This is a genomic window from Streptomyces sp. NPDC057136, from assembly GCF_042670885.1.
Lineage (GTDB): Bacteria > Actinomycetota > Actinomycetes > Streptomycetales > Streptomycetaceae > Streptomyces.
In genome coordinates this window covers 71,072-88,317 of record NZ_JBHUUV010000006.1, presented here as the reverse complement: position 1 = coordinate 88,317, position 17,246 = coordinate 71,072, and the positions used below count along the sequence as shown (strand labels likewise).

The window sequence follows — 17,246 nt, the reverse complement described above, 5'->3', positions numbered from 1 at the left end:
GCCGTGCACCCCGCGGGGGACGGCCTCCCGTCCTACTCCTTGCGCCCGTCCGGCCACACCCCGATGTGGTCCTGCTCCAGCTCCAGCATCACCCGGTGCTCCATGCCCAGCGCTTCGGTGTAGTCGGCGGGCAGCTGGAGCCGGCCCGCGCGGTCGAGCATCGCGTACTCGCGGGCCACCTGGGACTCCTGGCCCGTCGCCGCGTCGACCTCGGTGTGCCGCAGCACCTCGGAGGACGTACGGCCGTCGCGGATCGCGACCGTACGGCGCACCTCGCTCGCGACCGCCTGGTCGTGCGTCACGATCACGATCGACGTGCCCAGCTCCTCGTTGGCACGGCGGAACGCGGCGAACACCTGATCCCCGGTGGCCGAGTCCAGCTCGCCGGTCGGTTCGTCGGCGAGCAGCACCGAGGGGGAGTTGGCCAGCGCCACCGCGATCGCCACCCGCTGCTGCTGCCCGCCGGACATCTGCTGCGGACGCCGGTCGCGGCAGTCCGCCACCTCCAGCATCTGGAGCAACGACTCGGCGCGGGCGGCCTGTTCGCCGCGCCGGCCGCCGCCGCGCAACTGCATCGGCAGTGTGACGTTCTGGATCGCGGTGAGATACGGCAGCAGATTGCGGGCGGTCTGCTGCCAGACGAAGCCGACCACGTCGCGGCGGTAGCGCAGCCGTTCTTTCTTGCCCATGGACAGCAGATCGCAGCCCGCGACCTTCGCCGAACCGGCCGTGGGCACGTCGAGGCCCGCCAGGATGTTCATCAGCGTCGACTTGCCGCTGCCCGACGCACCGACCAGAGCCATCAACTCACCCTCGGTGACGAGCAGATCGAGACCCTGGAGGGCCTGCACCTCCACCCCGTCCGTGGTGAAGATGCGCACCAGCCGGTCGCAGGCGATCAGCGCGTCGTGGCCGTACGACGGCCGGTCGCGGTGTGCGGCGGCGCGCTGTTCGAGCTCCGCCAGGGTGGTCTCGGTCGTCGACGTCATCGGGTGTCTCCTGCCCTGAGTTCGGTGATCGATCCACGACGGCTCGCCCACCATGCCTGGACGGCGGCGACGGCGGCGGCGAGGAGGACCACGCCGATCGCCGGAAGCGCCAGTGACCAGAGGTCGGCCCGCAGTGAAGCGGTGTGCGGTACATCGGCGCCGCGGGCGCCGGACAGTGCCAGCGAGACCAGGTCGACGCCCGGTGCCAGCAGGGCGATGGTCGCCCAGCCGACGAGCAGACCGCCGAAGGCGGCCAGCAGCGCCTGCGGCATCGCCTCGAAGGCGAGCAGCCGCCTGCCCTGCCGGGTGGTCAGCCCCATGGTGCGCAGTCTCGCCAGCAGCGTGGTGCGCTCGGGCGCGGTCTGGAGCAGCGACAGCAGGACGGCGAGCAGCGCGTACCCCGCCCCCGCCACGATCCCCGCGCCGTAGATCCGCTCGGCGCCGGACTGCACAGGCGTGTCGACGAACGACTCGCGCTCCTCGGACCGCAGGCGTACGACGAAGTCCTTGCCCGCGTCGTGGACCGCGGCCTTCAGCGCCTTAGTATCCAGCGCGCCCCCGGTGACCAGCAGCGCGGTGGTCTGCCGCTGGGTGAGGGAGGCGGAGTTGACGATCAGGAAGGAGGAACCGCTCACCGCGGGAGTGGTTTCCCGGACCGCCACGACCCGGACCTTGAAGTCCCCGGCCAGTGTCTCGATGGCCTGCGGCCCGTCGCCGAGGCGCTCGGCGACGGACGGCGAGGCGATCGCGGGCAGTACCCGGTCCGCAGAGTAGGGCGCGCCCTCGGGCAGCGGAGCCGAGGGCCCGGTGGCCTTCAGCAGCCCCGGCGGGAACGCCTGGGCGCCGGTGGCGCGGGCCAGCCGGTCGTACGATCCGGGTTCGACACCGACCAGCGTCGCCCCCTTGTTGCCCTCGGAGCCGCCCTCGCCGGGCGGCAGCACGACGCTGTAGTCGATCTGTACGGGCGCCACGTCCCGTACACCGCCCGCCGCCCGTACCTCCTTGGTGAAACGGTCCGTCACCGGCGTCGCGTCACCCTGCCCGCTGATCCTGCCGTCCGCACCGACGGCCGCCAGGGCCGCGGCGTCCCGGGCGTCTGCGACACCGGCGAGCACCGAACCGCCGAACGCCGCCGTGGTCAGCGCCACCAGCAGCGCCAGCAACGGCAGCGTGCCGCTCGCCGACGAGCGCCCGGCACGGGCCAGCGACAGGAAACCGATCGCACCCCGCATCCGGGCGACGGGCCGGGCCGCCAGTCGCAGCGGCAGCGGGTAGAGCCGTACGAGGACCAGCGCCGCGATCAGACCGACGAGGACCGGTGCGGCGCTGACCAGCAGGTCGGTGCCGCCCGCAGAGGCCGTGCCCCGGCGGCGCAGCGCGGTGACCGCGCCGATCGCCAGGACCAGCAGGGTCAGTTCGGCGACGGTACGCCGACGTGAGGGCCGGGCATTCATCATGTCGTCGCGGGCGCCGTGCAGTTGGGGCCTGTGGTGCTGGAGCGTCGTACGGAGCGGCAGCGCGACACAGACCAGCGCGGCGACCGCCCCGGCGCCCACCACAGCAGGCCACAGCCGGGCCTCCCCGACGAGGAGCAGGGCGAGCAGCAGGCCGAGCGCCGCCGAAGGCAGCACGATCACGGCCGTCTCGGCGAACAGCCTTCTGCCGATGCCGGCGAGGGAAGCGCCACGCGAGCGCAGCAGGGACAGTTCCCTGTGGCGGCGGGCGGCGGTCAGCCCTCCCGTCATCAGCAGGACGACCCCGGCGACCGAGCCGATCCCGACCGCGGCGACCGCGACGACCGGGCTGATCGCGGACCGCATCGCCTCATGAGCGCCGAGGATCTCGTCCAGATCGGTGCTCAGCGTCACGGTGGGGCCCGCGATGTCCCGCAGCTTCAGCAGTTCGGGGCCGCTCTCCAACGACGCGACGGCGTCCAGGAGCGGGGTGGCGTCGGTCGACGTCAGATGCGAGGTGTCCGGCGCGATGTGCCAGAACAGCTCCGGCTCGCCCGTCGTGGAGAGCAGCGCGGGTCCGGCGTCCGGCGACAGCAGCAGAGCGGCCACCCAGTAGAAGGTGGGTACGGGTTCGCCGGGGTCCGCGACCAGGGACGGGGAGCGCATCAGGGGTTCGGCGGACCAGTAGGCGTCGCCGGGATTCCGGGGCGTGATGGTGCCACTGATGCGTACGGTCAGGGGCTTCCCGTCGTGCGTGGGCACGGCGACCGTCGAACCGATCTCGAAGTTCAGCGCGGCCGCGGTCTCGGCCGGGACGACCGCCTCCACCTCCCGGGTCGCGGCGCTCACGGTTCCCCGGACCGCGGGCCAGCGCCCGGACTTCAGCGTGCTGTGCTCGGACAGTGCCGAAGGTGCGATGTAGGTGAACTGCGGAGGCCGGGCGTTCGGGCGCGGCAGATAGGGCTCGCTCGCCGTGAGCGGGTTCGTGGTGTGCACCCCGTACGAGGAGCGCGGCGCATCGGGGCTTACGGGGCCGGGCAGCGCGCCCATGAGCTCACCGTGGATCCTGGCCAGCTCCTCCTTGCGCGCCGCATCGGCCCTTTCGTCGAGTGACGACCCCCCGGGCGGCGTCGTGGCTTCGAGCAGGCTGCGTGCCGGACTCAGGGAGCCGACGTCATGACGCAGCCCCTTCGTCTCGTACGCGTCCACGGAGCGCGGGAACGCGGCGGCGAGGAACGCGGTCAGCAGCACGAGCACGGCGAGCGCGGCCGAGGCGCCGGGAGCGGTACGCAGCCGGGTACGGACCCAGGGGGCGCAGGCGGCCGGGCCACGGGGGGCGCGGCCGGAGGTGACGTTCTTGTCGGCGCTCATGTCAGTTGTCCCCCTGGTGGCGCAGCGATACCGCCGGGTCGGCCCGGCGCAGTGCGATCGCCGCGACGATCAGCAGCGGAATCGCGGCGACGCCGGCCAGCAGGCCGGCGACCTGCCAGACCGGCAACTGCACCAGTACGGCAGGTACGGGCTGGGCGGCCTGCCCGGTCAGCACGATGAGCGGCACCACGGCTCTGGTCAGGACCGCGCCGAGCGCCAGCCCGGCCAGCAGCCCGATGGCGATCAGCACGCCCTGTTCGGCGGCGATCATGCGGGCCAGCTGGCGGCGCGGAGCGCCCAGCGCCCGCAGCACGGCGAATTCGGCGGACCGTTCGCGCTGGGAGCCGACGGCGCTCACCGCGAAGCCGACCGCGGCCAGCGCGGCGGCGACCACGGCGACGGCCAGCAGTGCGGACTGCGGACCGGCGCCCAGCGGATCGCCGACCAGGTCCGCGGCCACCTCGTCGCGCACATGGACCTGTGCCGGGTCGGTGTCGGGCCGGGCGCGCAACTGGGCGGCGACCTTCTCCGCGTCACCGGGGCCGGTGCTCAGCCACCACTCGGTGGGACTGAGGAGCGAGGCCGACTCCTGCGCGAACACCTGGGCGAGGGCCTTGAGATCGAGCAGCAGCGCCCCACCGTCCCCGCTCGCACTCGACGAACCGGCAGCGGCGGCGGCCGGGCCGGTCGTGGGCAGTTGCCTGACCACGTCCACGATCTTCACGCGCATCTGCTCACCGCCCAGCGGCACATCGATGCTCTGGCCCTTCTTCGCGCCCGACGCCTTCAGGAACGCGTCCGTGGCGACGGCGTTCAGCGCCGGGGCCTTCGGGCGGACGGCGGCGATACGGACGCTGTTCGTCGGCGGAAGGAAAGCCGCGTCCGCCGCGGACATGAAGCCGGTGTTGTAGGCGAGGGACAGCGCGGTCCCGGCGGGTGCCGTCGGCTTCAGTTCGTGGGCCGGCTGGTCCTCACCCGGGGCGCCGGTCGTCAGAGCCGCCTGCCACCGGAAGCCGTCAGGGACGGGCACCGGCTGCTCGCCGCCGGTGCCGGCCACGGTCCGCAGGGCAGTCACCGTCAGTCGGTGCTCCTCGGAATCGCCGATGGGCGGTTTGTCGTCCAGTTCGAAGCCGGTCACGGCCAGTCCAGCCGCGGCGGAGACCGGGACGGACACGGTGTGCGGCGTGCCGTCGGCCGGCACCGGGCCGACGAGGGCCCGGTACGGCAGACCGAAGCGGTCCTCCAGCAGAACACCGACCTGCGGCGTACGGCCGGACGGGGACGCGCCCTTCCTGGCAGCCGTTTCGGTGATCCGCAGGTCGAACTTCAGCTGTGTGCCGCCCTTCGGCAGCACCAGCCCCGGCCGGTCGGTCCGTGGCGGAGCCAGCGAGTGCAGGAGCTTCGCCGGGGACTCATCGGCCAGATCGTCACGCAGCATCAGGTGCTCGTCGGCGTGTGCGGTGTCCAACGCGAGGATCTGGGCCGTGCGTTCGCCCGACAGCTCCGTGCTCGTGCGGTACGCGGGCGCGGCCTCGCGCACTCCGGACAGCGTGCTGTACGTGTCCGCCTTCGCCGGATCGGGGTTCAGCACCCCCGTCATCCGCACGGAGGCGCCGGAGCCGAAGTCGGCCTGGTCGCCCTGCGAACGGTCCCAGGACGCGCTCTGACCGATCGCCAGCATGCCCATCGCGACGGACAGCACCAGCAGCAGCACCGGGCCCGCACCGCGCAGCGGCCGGCGGCTGAACTGCCAGCCGGCCAGCGCCGTGGGCAGCCCCCTGCCGCTCGCGGCGCGGCGTTCGGCGAGCTTGGCCGCGGGCGGTAGCAGCCGCAGTGTCAGGACCGTGCCCGCGAGCAGGGCCAGCGCGGGGGCGGCGACGAGCAGCGGATCGATACCGAGCTCGCCCTCCTGGTCCCCGCTCAGGGCGCCACTGCCGGAGGCCCCGGTCTGCCGGTCGAGCTGCCAGTACGCCACCGCGGCGATCAGCAGCAGGCCCACGTCGGCGCCCGCCCGCACGGGCGCGGGAAGCGCGGCCGCACGGCCGCGCCCGGTGCCGCCCGAGGACAGCGCGGGCGCCACCACGGCGAGCGCACAGGCCAGCGCGACACCCGCGGCGACCAGCCATACGGTGCCGGACGCGGTGTCGCCCAGCCGCACCCCGATCCGCGAGAGTTCACTGCGTTCGGCGAGCAACCGGGTCAACGGCCCGGCGAGCAGCGGCGCGACGACGGCTGCGGGCACCGCGAGCATCAGGGCCTCGATCGCGGCGAACGAGATGATCCGGCCCCGCGAGCCGCCACGGGCCCGCAGCAGTTCCGTCTCACCACCGCGCTCGCTGCTCAGCAGCCGGGCCACCAGCAGCAGGGCATAGGCGGCGAGCAGCACCAGCTGAACGGCGACGATCATCAGCGTCGAGCGGGAGACCAGCAGCGCCTTCTCGATCTGCTCGAGCACCGTGGGCAGCGAAGTCCGCACGGAGGCGCCGTCCTTGAACGCCTCGGTGGCGAGCAGCGCCTTCGGGCCGCTGTTCGACGCCCGGTGCAGCGCGTCCATCCGGCCGGTCGTGACCGTACGGAAGTCCGCGCCGGCCAGCCAGGACATCTCGCCCGAGCTGATCCGGCCGGAGCCGAGCACGGCGGGATCGGTGAGCAGCGGACCGTAGGTGGTGAAGACGACCTTGCGGATTCCGCGTCCGGCGAGCGGGTCCAGCTGCCAGTACGGATCGGCCTGGTCGGCGGCCTCGTACAGACCGGTGATCAGGACTTCCAGCGGCTTGTCGCCCAGCCGGTCGGTGAGGGTGAGCCGGGTGCCCGGCTTCACCTTCAGGATCTCGGCGGCGGTACCGGGCAGCGCGACCTGCACGGGCCCGCCGGCCTTCCCGCTTTCACCGTCGGGCATGCGGCCGGCGGTGAGCTGGACCCGGCTGTGGTCCAGTGACGCGAACTGGGTCAGATCGGGGTCGCCGCGCCGGGCAGCCGGGTCCTGGAGGCTGCGCGGCAGGGCGTACGGCCCGGAGTGCTCCAGCTTCCGTACGCTCACGGGCAGCCCGGCGAAGGAGTCGCGGGCCGCCTTGCGCGCCGCGGCGTCGGCCTCCTCGCGCTGCTCGCGGTCCACCTGGGCGGATATGACGAGCGAGGCGGAGGCGGCCGAGCGATGCGTGAGCGAGTGCCGCAGAGCGGCATCGCCGACGGAGCCGGAGAACGCGGTGAGCGCGGCCAGTACGGAGGTGGTCAGCAGCACCGCCAGTACGGCGGCGGCGAGCAGGAGCCGGTGCGCCCTCACCCGCAGAAAGACGAACCCCGTCACCTGACCCCCCAGTCCCCTGTGTATGCACGCCCCCCGACGCTTGCAGGGATGCTTTCAGAGAGCACCGGGTTATGGAAACCGCTTACGGGTGCACCTTGATGGGATCGTGACCGATATCCGGCCGCGGAGCACCGGATTCCGGATGGTCAGCCGTCCGTGTTCACCATCGAAGCGGCAGCGTAGGTCAGGTAGTCCCACAGCTGCTGCTCGTGTTCGGCGGACAGCCCGAGCTCGTCGAGGGCGACCCGCATGTGGCGGAGCCAGGCGTCGTGCGCGGCGCGGTCGACGCGGAACGGGGCGTGCCGCATCCGCAGCCGCGGATGACCGCGGTCGTCGCTGTACGTCCGGGGACCACCCCAGTACTGCATGAGGAACAGCGTGAACCGTTCCTCGGCGGGGCCCAGATCCTCCTCCGGGTACATCGGACGCAGCATCGGGTCCCCGGCGACCCCCTGGTAGAAGCGGTGCACCAGGCGCCGGAAGGTCTCCTCGCCGCCGACCTGCTCGTAGAAGGTCTGCTCCTGAAGCGTGTCGCGCGGATTCTCTGTCACCCCTCCATGGTCGCAGACGCACCGGCCGAGGACCGGGGTCCTAGGACCCCGCCTCCTGGCCACACGGGCCCCGCAGCGGGAAAGTGGAGACATGGGCGGACATCCGGACCATTACGCGGCCCACGGCGCCGAGGCGCGGTGGGCCATGGTGCACGCCGTCCTGGCGGACGGCGGCCTGCGGGACCCCGCCTGGCGGGCCGCTTTCGAGGACGTACCTCGCCATCTGTTCGTGCCCTGTTACTTCGTGGGTCCGGTCGGCCGGGAGGAACGGCTGTGGTGCGAGGACCCCGATGCCGACCGGCGTGCGCGCTGGCTGCGCGGGGCGTACGAGGACGAGCCGCTGGCCACGCGTATCAAGGACGGCGTACTCGTCTCGTCGAGCAGCAGGCCGTCACTGATGGCCCGGATGCTGGCGGCGCTGGAGGTCCGCGACGGGCACACGGTGCTGGAGATCGGCGCGGGCACCGGCTACAACGCGGCTCTGCTCTCGCACCGGCTCGGTGACCCGGCGGTGACCACGGTCGAGCTGGACCCGGAGATCACGGAGTCGGCCCGCCGTCATCTGGCGGCGGCCGGCTACCGCCCGGCGTTGGTCACGGGCGACGGCGCGCGCGGCTGCCCCGAACGGGGCCCGTACGACCGGATCATCGCGACCTGCGCGCTGCCGTGCGTACCGCGGGCCTGGCTCGCGCAGTGCCGGCCGGGCGCACGCATCCTCGCCCCGCTCGCCACCGGACTGGTCGCGCTCGACGTACGGGAGACGGCACACGGACTGTGTGCGGAGGGGCGGTTCCTGGACACGCCCGCGTACTTCGTGCCGCTGCGCGGGGCGTTGCCCCTGCCCGCTCAGCTCCAGCGCCTCGGCGGTCTGCCGGGGCGCATCGTCGCGAACGAGCTGTTCCGCTTCCTGCTGACCCTGACCGCGGGCGCCCTCGATCCGCACGAGGCACTCTCCCTCTGGGAGCGCGAGGGGCGCCCCCGGAGGGAGAGGTACGGCATCACGGTCGGGGAGGACCGGCAGTGGGCCTGGCTCGACGACCCCGAGGGCCCGTACGCCTGGCCCACCCCCTACGACCTCAGCCGCGACGGAGCGTGATGGTCGTCCAGGCTCCGACATGCACCTGGTCGCCGTCCTGGAGCGGGACGGGGACGTAGGGCTGGATCGGGTCCTCGGCGGTGTTGAGCGTGGTGCCGTTGGTGGAGTTCTGGTCGACCACGGCCCAGCTGCCGTCGGGCTGCTGCACCAGCACCGCGTGCTGGTGCGAGACGCCCGGGTCCTCCGGCGGCACGGAAAGATCGATGTCGGGGGACTCGCCGGTGCTCTGCCTGCGGCGCCCGATGGTGATCTGGTTACCGGTCAGCGGAAGGTGCTGCTCCGGGGAGTACGCGGGCAGGTTGAGCCCGGTCGCGTCGGGGCCGCTGCGCTGCATCATCGCGAGGAAGTACTCGCGGTCCGGGGCGATGACGGCCGTCCAGGTGGTGGACTGCTGACTCCGGTTCTGGTTCTGCCCGTGGTCGGGGGCGTGCCCCTGGCCGGGTCCGTGCCCCTGACCGGGACCCTGACCCTGTCCCTGACCGGGCCCTTGGCCCTGGCCCGGGAACGGCTGCTGCATCGGCTGCTGGAAGCCCTGCGGCGGCTGCGGGGCAGGCGGCTGAGGAGCGGGCTGCTGCGGCGCCAGGCCCTGCGAGGGCGGCGGCAGCAGCCAGTCGTCGCCACCGGTCTGCGGAGCCTGGGGCTGCGCAGGGGCGGGCGGTGCGGACTGCTGCTGGAACCCCTGCGGCGCCTGCTGCTGCTGCGGCGGCTGCTGGAAGGGCGGCGGCGCCTGCTGCTGGAAGGACGGCGGGGGCGGCGGTCCCTGCTGGAACGACGGCGGAGGCGGGGGACCGGGGTGGCCGCCCTGCTCGGACGAGAGCGGCTCCGCCGGCCGGTTCATCTGGGAGGGCCGCGAACTCTGGTACTCGAACGGGTCCCGCTGCTGCTGCTGCTGCGGCGGCGGCGGCGGTCCCTGCTGGGCCTGGAAGCCGGGCGGCAGGTTGAGACCGGGCACCGGGGCGCCGGGTCCGCCCGGAGCGCCCTGCTGCGGGGCGAGCGGGGTGTACGAGGTCGCCGTGTTCGTGAGGAAGTTCCAGCGGCACTCCTCGCAGTAGGGCGCCATCGCCTCACGCGGGGTGCGGCACTGCGGGCAGAGCTCGGCGCGAGCGGTCGGGTCCCCGGGGCCGGGGCCCTGCGGGTAGCCGTAGCCGGGCGCGGGCGGCGGGGGAGGCGGCGGGGGAACTGCGCCCGCAGGCGCGCCCGCCCCGGCCATGCGGTGTCCGCAGACCTCGCACCAGTCCTCGGAACCCGACTGGTGTCCGTTCGGGCAGGTCGGCATGTCGGCGCTTCCCCCTCTCCTCGTCCGGCCCGGAGGCCGTCATGCTCGTTCGGTAATGGTTGCCGCGTCGCTACTTCTTGACGCGAACGGTCTTGGTGGAGCGCGTTTCGAGGGTCATCTCGTCCGCCTCCGCGACCTTTGCCTTCAGTCGCACAGTACCGGTCGCCGCATCGACGACGTCGACCACCTTCGAAAGCAGTTTCGCAGTGTCCTCGTTACCGGAGGCCGACGCCAGCTGCACCGCACGGCCGAGCTTCGCGGTCGCGCCGTCGAAGTCTCCCGACTTGCGTGCATCGAGCCCCTGCTGGATGACTTGTGCCAGTTCCGCCTGACCCGTGTAGTGCGCGACCTGCGGGTTGATCGACGTGGACGCCACCATGTCGTCCGTCCAGACCGCTCGTACGAGACCCTGCGAAAGGGTCTGCGGAGCGCCGCCCGAGGGATCGGGAAGGATCAGCGAGACCCGGGCCGCCAGCATCTCCTGGCCGATTCCGGCCTCCGGGACCTGCACGCACACGTGGTAGTCGCGGGACTCGTCGCCCCACGAGCCGGTCGGATAGTCCCCGGCGCGCGGACTCGCCTCGGTGCGGCGGCCGGTGAGATCGGCGACGGTTGGCGCCACCTGCTTGACGAACTTGATCTCGACCCCGACGGGCGTCCAGAGCCGCAGCGCCACGTCCGCGACCTCCTTGCCCATCGCGTTCTCCATCATCTGCGTGAAGTCGGCGGCCAGCCCGGCCGGGTCGGCGACGATGTCGGCCGTACCGAGCAGCGCGGAGGCGATCGCTGTGACCTCTTTCACCTCCCAGTCGGTGCCCACACCGCGGGCGTCACAGGTGAAACGGCCGGCGCAGGAGTCGAGTGCCGCCCGCAGATCCTCCGGCGACTCGTGCTCGTTGCGGCCGTCCGTCAGCAGGATGCCGTGCCGGATGTCCACATCGGCGGCGCCGAGCAGCCGGTCCGTCAGCCGGAGCCAGGTGCCGATCGCCGTACCGCCGCCCGCGCTCAGCCTGCGCAGGGCGTCCTTGGCCTGGGCCTTGGTCTGCGGGTCGGCGGTGGCGAGCCGGCCGCCGCCCGGATAGATGTCGTTGGCCACATGCGTACCCGCGACGACCGCGAACTGTGTGCCGTCGCGCAGAGTGTCGACGGCGGCCGCCGTCGCGTCACGCGCGTTGCGCATCTTCGTCGGCGGGTAGTCCATCGAACCCGAACAGTCGACCATGATCACCACGGCGGCGTTCGCCGCCTGTGCGGGGACGTGCGAGGGCGTCGGGGACGCCCCGGTCAGCGGCACTCCGCCGGTGGTGCCCCCGCCCGTCGAGGTGACGGTGACGATGCCGTTGACCTCACGGCCGCCCTCGGGCAGATATTCGTTCTGGTACACCTCGACGGAGAACTGCGGCACGTTCGACTTGGAGAAGTTGGCCATCTGATCGGCTCCTTGAGGCTCCACGTAGGTCGGATCAGGTCGTACGGGACGGACCGTACGGGACGGGACCGTACGGGACGGGACGAGCGGAATTCAGGCGGTGTTCCACGGGGGTGCTGCCCCCTGGGGCGTCACGACGAACGGCAGCAGAGCCACTGTTACGTTGTCGTGCCCCCCGCCGTCGAGTGCGTGACCCACCAGCACCTGAGCGCCGTGCAAAGGCCGTTCGTGCGCGTCCACGGGCACGGCGGCGGCCATCTCCACCGCGGATTCCGCGTAGTTCCACAGGCCGTCCGTGCACACCACGACCAGGCCGGGACGGTCCGGCTTGAACGAGGCGGTGTGCGGCTCCAGTTCGTAGGCGTCGGCGCCCAGCCAGCCCGTGATGGCGTGGGCGCGCTCGTCCGCGTACGCCTCCGCCTCGTTCATCAGGCCCGCCGACACCATCTGCGCCGCCCACGAGTCGTCCTCGGTGAGCCGGGCTGGGGCGATGGCGCGGTCGTCCGGCACCCAGTAGACCCGGCTGTCGCCGACCCAGCCGATGACCAGCAGGCCACCGGCCATGATCGCGCCGACCAGGGTGCACGCCGGGGCGTTCTGATGGCGGTGCTGATCGTGCTGCATCGCCGCGCCCGGCTCCTCGGCCAGCGCGTTGACCGCCTCGGACGCGGCGATGATCGCCTCGTGCATGGCCTGCTGCGGGTGTGTACCGCGCGGCAGGGACTCCAGCAGTGTCTCGTTGGCGGTGCTCGCGGCGGCGGCCGATGCCTCGTCGGGGCGGCTCGCCGACGAGACGCCGTCGCAGACGATCGCGACGACGGCCGGGGAACCGTCCGGCAGGGCGGTGGACGACACGGCGAACGCGTCCTCGTTGCGGTGGTGGCGCAGACCCCGGTCACTGACCGCGGCCACCGAACCGAGCTCCTGCTCCATGTGATCGCGTTCGCGCGGCTGGGCGTGACCGCAGTTCTCGCAGTATCCGTCGGTGTCCACATGGCCCGAACGGCAGGCCACACAGAGCTTGCCGCCGGCCGCGGGGGCGGCGGTGTGCTCGGCGGTACGCGGATCGGGCGCGACGGGAGCGGCCAGTTCGAAGTCGTCCGAGCGGGATGCCCCGCCCGGCTCGTCGTGGCGTACGGGGGGCACCGTGGCGGGCAGCGCCGAGCCGCCCGAGTCCGTGCCCGGCAGATCGGTCGCACGGTGAAGGGGGGCGGGCAGGTCGGAACTGTCGACCTCGGAGGCAGCCGGCCATTCGACCGAACCCGCAGCCGAACCGGAGGCCGCACCCGCAGCCGAACCGGAGGCCGCACCCGCAGCCGAACCGGAGCCCGGGTCGGAGCCCGGCTCGCTCCCGCCCGGTGCCGGTACGGCGATCGCGATCGTCGGCCGGTCGTCCGGCGGCGAGGGCACGGCCGACAGGTCGTACCCGCACGCCCCGCAGAACAGGTCGCCCGTCTCCAGCGGTTCCTCGCAGCCGGGGCAGTTGGACAAGGAGGTCTGCTGGTGGATCTGTGACATCTTCACACCCACGTCCGGGGGCGGAAACGGTTGGCCCGCTCCACCAGTTCGATCCGCTCGTCGCCACGCTGTGCGAGCCGGGCGAGTATCCGGTACGAGCGCTCCAGACCGAATCTGAGGCCCCGCTCGTCCAGTTCGCTGCCCAGCAGCGTCCTCGGGCCCGAAGGTGTGTGCTGCGACGGGGCCGGTGAGGGTGCCGCCGGACTACCGGAGAGTACCCAGTCGAGCGCGGTACCCAGAACTTCGGTCGACAACTGCTCACGCCGCACCGCGTCCAGACCGAAGCCCGCCAGACCCGTCACCTGGGCCGCGGCCGCCGACAGGTCGTCGAGCAGCGGCTCCTGCGGGGCGCGTTCACGCAGCCGTGCCCGTACCGCGGCCACCCGGGCCGCCGTGTAGTGGATCGATGCCTCCGGGACGGACTCCAGCGTCCGTACGGCCCCGACCCGGTCCCCGGCGGCGATCTGCACCCGGGCCAGTCCGAACGCCGCGCTCACGAAGCTCGGATCGGTCGTCCACACCAGCCGGTAGTACTCGGCGGCGTTGTCCAGCTGGCCCAGCACCTCGGCGCAGATACCCAGGGCCAGCTTGGGGGCCGGCTCACCGGGGAACGCGTCGTAGACCGCGTCGAAGGACAGTGCCGCGTTCTCGTTGTCCCCGGTCACCAGCGAGGTGACGCCGCGGTACCAGACGACCCGCCAGTCGTCCGGGTGCAGGACCTCCAGATCGGACAGGGCCCGTGCGCCCGCGTCGAGATCACTCATCTCCAGCCGGGCGCGCAGCTCACGCAGCCGCGTCTCCAGTGAGGCCGCGGGTACGGCCTGGAGCGCGGCGATCAGTTCGGTGGGCGCGGAAGCCATCACTCCGGCGAGGAAACCGGCGTTCGGGTCGTTCGCGTCGACCCGGGGGACCGGCAGCGCGAGCGAGGTCGCCCGCGAGTCGAACCCCGCGAGCCGGGGCCCGCCGCCCGTGGACGCCCCGGGGAGCGTGCCAGGCCCGGGGGCCGCGGCGCGAGGAGCCGGAATCGCGGTGTGCGTCGGCGCGTGGGCGAGCGCCGTGCCGGCACCGCCCGTGCCGCCGCCGCCACGGACATGCGTGGCGGGCGCCGACAGCGGAGCGGCACCCGGAGCGCCGTACGCGGCCGGGGCTCCGGCGGGCGGACCGCCGACGGCCCCCACCGGAGGCACACCCGCCACCGCACCCGGAGCGGCCGGTGCAGCCGCCGCGGCAGCCGCCCCCCGCTTCCGCCGGCCACCGGGACGACCGGCACCGGCCGTCGTGTCCCGGCCACCGAGCAGCGACACATCGCCCGTCAGCTCGGCGAACAACTCCGTGTCCGTCACCCGCAGTTCCGTACCGAACAGGGTCGAGAGCGCCGGGCGGGGCCGCCCCGTCTGAAGGGCCACCACCTCACGCAGCACCCCGGTCAGCTGCTCGGCCATCTCCGTCGCCGAGGCGAACCGCCGCGCCGGGTCCGGGTCGGTGGCCCGCACGAGGAGCCGGTAGAACGATTCGTACCTCCGGAACACCTCGATGTTGTCCGGGTCGGGCAGTGAGTCCACGAACACGTTCGTGTAGCCCTGGAAGTCGAACGTGAGCACCGCGAGCGTCCGCGCGACCGTGTACAGGTCGGAGGCGACGGACGGGCCGACCTCCGCGACCTCCGGCGCCTGGTAGCCCACCGTGCCGTAGATGGCCGACTCCTCGTCGTCCATCCTGCGCACCGCGCCCATGTCGATCAGCTTGAGCTGGTCCTCGGTCTGGATCGCGTTGTCGACCTTGAAGTCGCAGTACAGGAGGTTGCGGCTGTGCAGATGACCCAGCGCCTCCAACGCCTCGATGCCGTACGCGCACGCCTGCTCGACCGGCAGCGGGTCCCGCTTCCCGGCCGGTGTGCGGCGCTCGTTGGCGATCTCCTTGAGCGCCTTGCCGCCCACGTACTCCATGACGATGTAGCCGTCGAGCGAGCCGGTCCGCTGGTCGAGGTGCTCGACGAAGTTGTAGATGCGGACGATGTTGGAGTGCTCGATCTCCGCGAGGAAGCGCCGCTCGGAGATGGCCGCTGCCATGGCGTCCTGGTCACCGGTGTCCAGCAGGCCCTTGAGGACCACCCACCGGTCGGAGACGGCACGGTCCACCGCGAGATAGACCCAGCCGAGCCCGCCGTGCGCCAGGCACCCCGCGACCTCGTACTGCCCGTGCACGATGTCGCCACCGCGCAGCTTCGGTACGAAGGAGTACGGGTGGCCGCACTTGGTGCAGAAGCCCTCGGTGCGTCCCGGCCGCTCGCCGCGGGCCCGGCCCACCGGCGCCCCGCAGTCGGAGCGCGAACAGAACCGCTTGCGCTCCGGGACCTCGGGGTTCTCCATGACAGCGGTCCGCGGATCGGGCCGCGGCACGTCGGGGACGAGCACCAGACCCGCGCCCAGCCGGCCCCGGCCGGACGCGCCGGTCGACGAGCCCGAGGAGCGCACCGACACCGAACGGGCCGTCGCGCTGCCCGACAGCGAGCGGGACAGCCGCCCGGAGACCGAGCGCCGTGACGTGGAAGAGCGCGACGACGACCTCGACGAGGCACGCGAACTCGACCGCTGCGAACTGCTGTTGCTGCCCCGGCTGCCACCCCTGCCGCCGCCCGCGATCCCGGTCGGCGGTGAACTGACCATCCCTTCCCCGAGTTCTCGGCTGCGCTCGAACAGGGGAGACCCCACTGGCGACACGACCGGAGCCAGACCGCAGGTGTCGCAGTACAACTCACCGCCGCCCATGTCCTCGTAATTGCCCTCGCACGCGGGGCGCTGGCACTGCGTACTCATGGTGTCTCCCCCTGTTCGCCCCGCCGCCGCGGCGGCCCCGTTCTTCTCTTTCCGGCCGTAAGTCTCCTCATTCCGGCCGTATGCGTGCTCATGCGCGGCCCCGTCCGCCCGGCCGGTCCTCCGGGCCTGACGACCGCTGCGGGGTCAGCAGTTCCGCCGCTGCCTGCTGGAAGCGCAGCACCGCCTGCTCGGCGACCCGCAGATCGCACGGCGCGCTCCACAGCATCCGGCGGGCCGCGTCGTACCGCTCGATGAGCAGCGGGTCCTCCGCCAGGCCGTGCCGGGACACCTTCGCCTTGTACGCGTCCAGCCTGCCCCGCAGTTCCGCGCGGACCGCGAGCGGCGCCGTCACGGAGGTCAACGACTCACGGGCCCGCAGCAGTTCGTCCTCGGCCTCGCGCTCCAGAGCCTCCAGGAGCGGGGAGAGCCGGTGCCACTGGGCATGTCTGCGGTAGTCGGACGCGGCGGCCAGCCGTTCCTGCAGCGCGGTCGGCGGGCCGCTGACCGCGGGCACCTCCGATGCGGCGATCTTCGCCAGTACCTCGCCGCGCGCCGACCGGGCCTCGGCGAGCGTGCGGTCGGCGCGCGAGAGCACGTCACGCAGGTGGACCAGACGCTGTTCCGCGTCCTGCCGGACCGCGAGTACCGCCTCGATCTCCCGTCGTACGTCCTCCAGGGCGCGGGCGGCCCGGTCGTAACGCGTGGTGTCCGGCCGGCCGCCGCCGGGCGCCGCGCTGCCGGGGCCCGGCAGCCAGAACGCCAGTGGGTCGGAGATCACCTGCACCCGGAGCGTCGTCAGCTCCTCGGTGATCGACTCCAGGTCGTCACCGGCCGGATGCTCACCCGGACGCACCCCGACGGAGTGCGCCAGCGAGGCGGTACGGCGCAGTTCGGCGGCGAGCAGATCTATCCGGGCGGGCAGCGCGGACCATACGGAGTCGGAGGCGACGACCATGTCCAGCGCCCCTGCGTACAGCTCGTTCATCCGGGCGACCAGCTCCTCCAGCGAGAACCGCTCGGAGAGCACGGCGGGACCGGTGACCGCAGGGGCGTGCCCGGCCGCCGTGTTGGCCACGGTGACGCCCTGGCCGCGCAGCAGCTCGGTCAGGGCCAGCAGGTCGTCCCGGTTGGGGTAGCGCCTGCGGGCCCGCACCGCGCGGGCCTCGGTGAGCGCACCCGCGTAGGCGTCGAAGTACCCCCACAGCAGCGTGATCGACTGCTCCGTGGCGGCCCAGCGGTCCTTGGTGACGCCCGTCAGCTCGGCGCCCTCCAGGAGCCGGCGGCCCGCATGGTCCTGCAGGGCGAGGAGCGAGGTCTCGATGGCCTCGTGCTCCGCGCCGAGCCGGCCCAGCGCACGGTCCGCCTCGTCCCGGTCCAGGACCGGGCCGGGGGGCCTCCCCGCGAAGCCGGGGAAGGAACCCGCCACGCCCATCGATCAC

General features: G+C 72.9%; 10 protein-coding genes. 1 reads left to right on the top strand and 9 read right to left on the bottom strand.

The genetic code is table 11. The features are described 5' to 3' along the window. Nucleotides 1-32 precede the first annotated feature (32 nt). From ACFT7S_RS10080 to ACFT7S_RS10065, 4 genes are all read right to left on the bottom strand, one after another. On the bottom strand, nucleotides 33-989 hold the full coding sequence (locus tag ACFT7S_RS10080) for an ABC transporter ATP-binding protein (protein WP_382729372.1): 957 nt from the start codon (nucleotides 987-989) through the stop codon (nucleotides 33-35). Further along, on the bottom strand, nucleotides 986-3,814 hold the full coding sequence (locus ACFT7S_RS10075; RefSeq protein WP_382729370.1) for an FtsX-like permease family protein: 2,829 nt from the start codon (nucleotides 3,812-3,814) through the stop codon (nucleotides 986-988). The genes ACFT7S_RS10080 and ACFT7S_RS10075 overlap by 4 nt, the downstream gene beginning before the upstream one ends. A gap of 1 nt (nucleotide 3,815) precedes the next feature. Next, nucleotides 3,816-7,121: an FtsX-like permease family protein gene (locus ACFT7S_RS10070; protein WP_382729368.1), complete on the bottom strand. Its 3,306-nt coding sequence runs from the start codon at nucleotides 7,119-7,121 to the stop codon at nucleotides 3,816-3,818. A gap of 146 nt (nucleotides 7,122-7,267) precedes the next feature. Next, nucleotides 7,268-7,672 (bottom strand): globin, encoded by a 405-nt coding sequence (locus tag ACFT7S_RS10065; protein WP_382729366.1) that lies wholly within the window; start codon nucleotides 7,670-7,672, stop codon nucleotides 7,268-7,270. Nucleotides 7,673-7,763: 91 nt separating this feature from the next. Here ACFT7S_RS10065 and ACFT7S_RS10060 point away from each other — a divergent pair, with 91 nt between their 5' ends. Further along, on the top strand, nucleotides 7,764-8,768 hold the full coding sequence (locus ACFT7S_RS10060; protein WP_382729364.1) for a methyltransferase domain-containing protein: 1,005 nt from the start codon (nucleotides 7,764-7,766) through the stop codon (nucleotides 8,766-8,768). Here the strand turns inward: ACFT7S_RS10060 and ACFT7S_RS10055 are convergent. The 5 genes from ACFT7S_RS10055 to ACFT7S_RS10035 form a co-directional block, all read right to left on the bottom strand. After that, on the bottom strand, nucleotides 8,749-10,044 hold the full coding sequence (locus tag ACFT7S_RS10055; RefSeq protein ID WP_382729362.1) for an FHA domain-containing protein: 1,296 nt from the start codon (nucleotides 10,042-10,044) through the stop codon (nucleotides 8,749-8,751). The two genes, ACFT7S_RS10060 and ACFT7S_RS10055, sit on opposite strands and share 20 nt — an antisense overlap. Before the next feature lie 70 nt (nucleotides 10,045-10,114). Continuing rightward, the gene (locus ACFT7S_RS10050) at nucleotides 10,115-11,473 is read right to left on the bottom strand and encodes a VWA domain-containing protein (RefSeq protein ID WP_382729360.1); all 1,359 of its coding nucleotides are present in this window, start codon (nucleotides 11,471-11,473) and stop codon (nucleotides 10,115-10,117) included. 93 nt (nucleotides 11,474-11,566) lie between these two features. Beyond that, nucleotides 11,567-12,991, bottom strand: coding sequence for a PP2C family protein-serine/threonine phosphatase (locus ACFT7S_RS10045; RefSeq protein ID WP_382729358.1), 1,425 nt, complete (start codon nucleotides 12,989-12,991; stop codon nucleotides 11,567-11,569). A gap of 2 nt (nucleotides 12,992-12,993) precedes the next feature. Beyond that, a complete protein-coding gene (locus ACFT7S_RS10040; protein WP_382729356.1) occupies nucleotides 12,994-15,807 on the bottom strand; it encodes a tetratricopeptide repeat protein in 2,814 nt (937 codons plus the stop codon). An 88-nt stretch (nucleotides 15,808-15,895) separates the two neighbouring features. Then, a complete protein-coding gene (locus tag ACFT7S_RS10035; RefSeq protein ID WP_382729354.1) occupies nucleotides 15,896-17,239 on the bottom strand; it encodes a hypothetical protein in 1,344 nt (447 codons plus the stop codon). Nucleotides 17,240-17,246 lie beyond the last annotated feature (7 nt).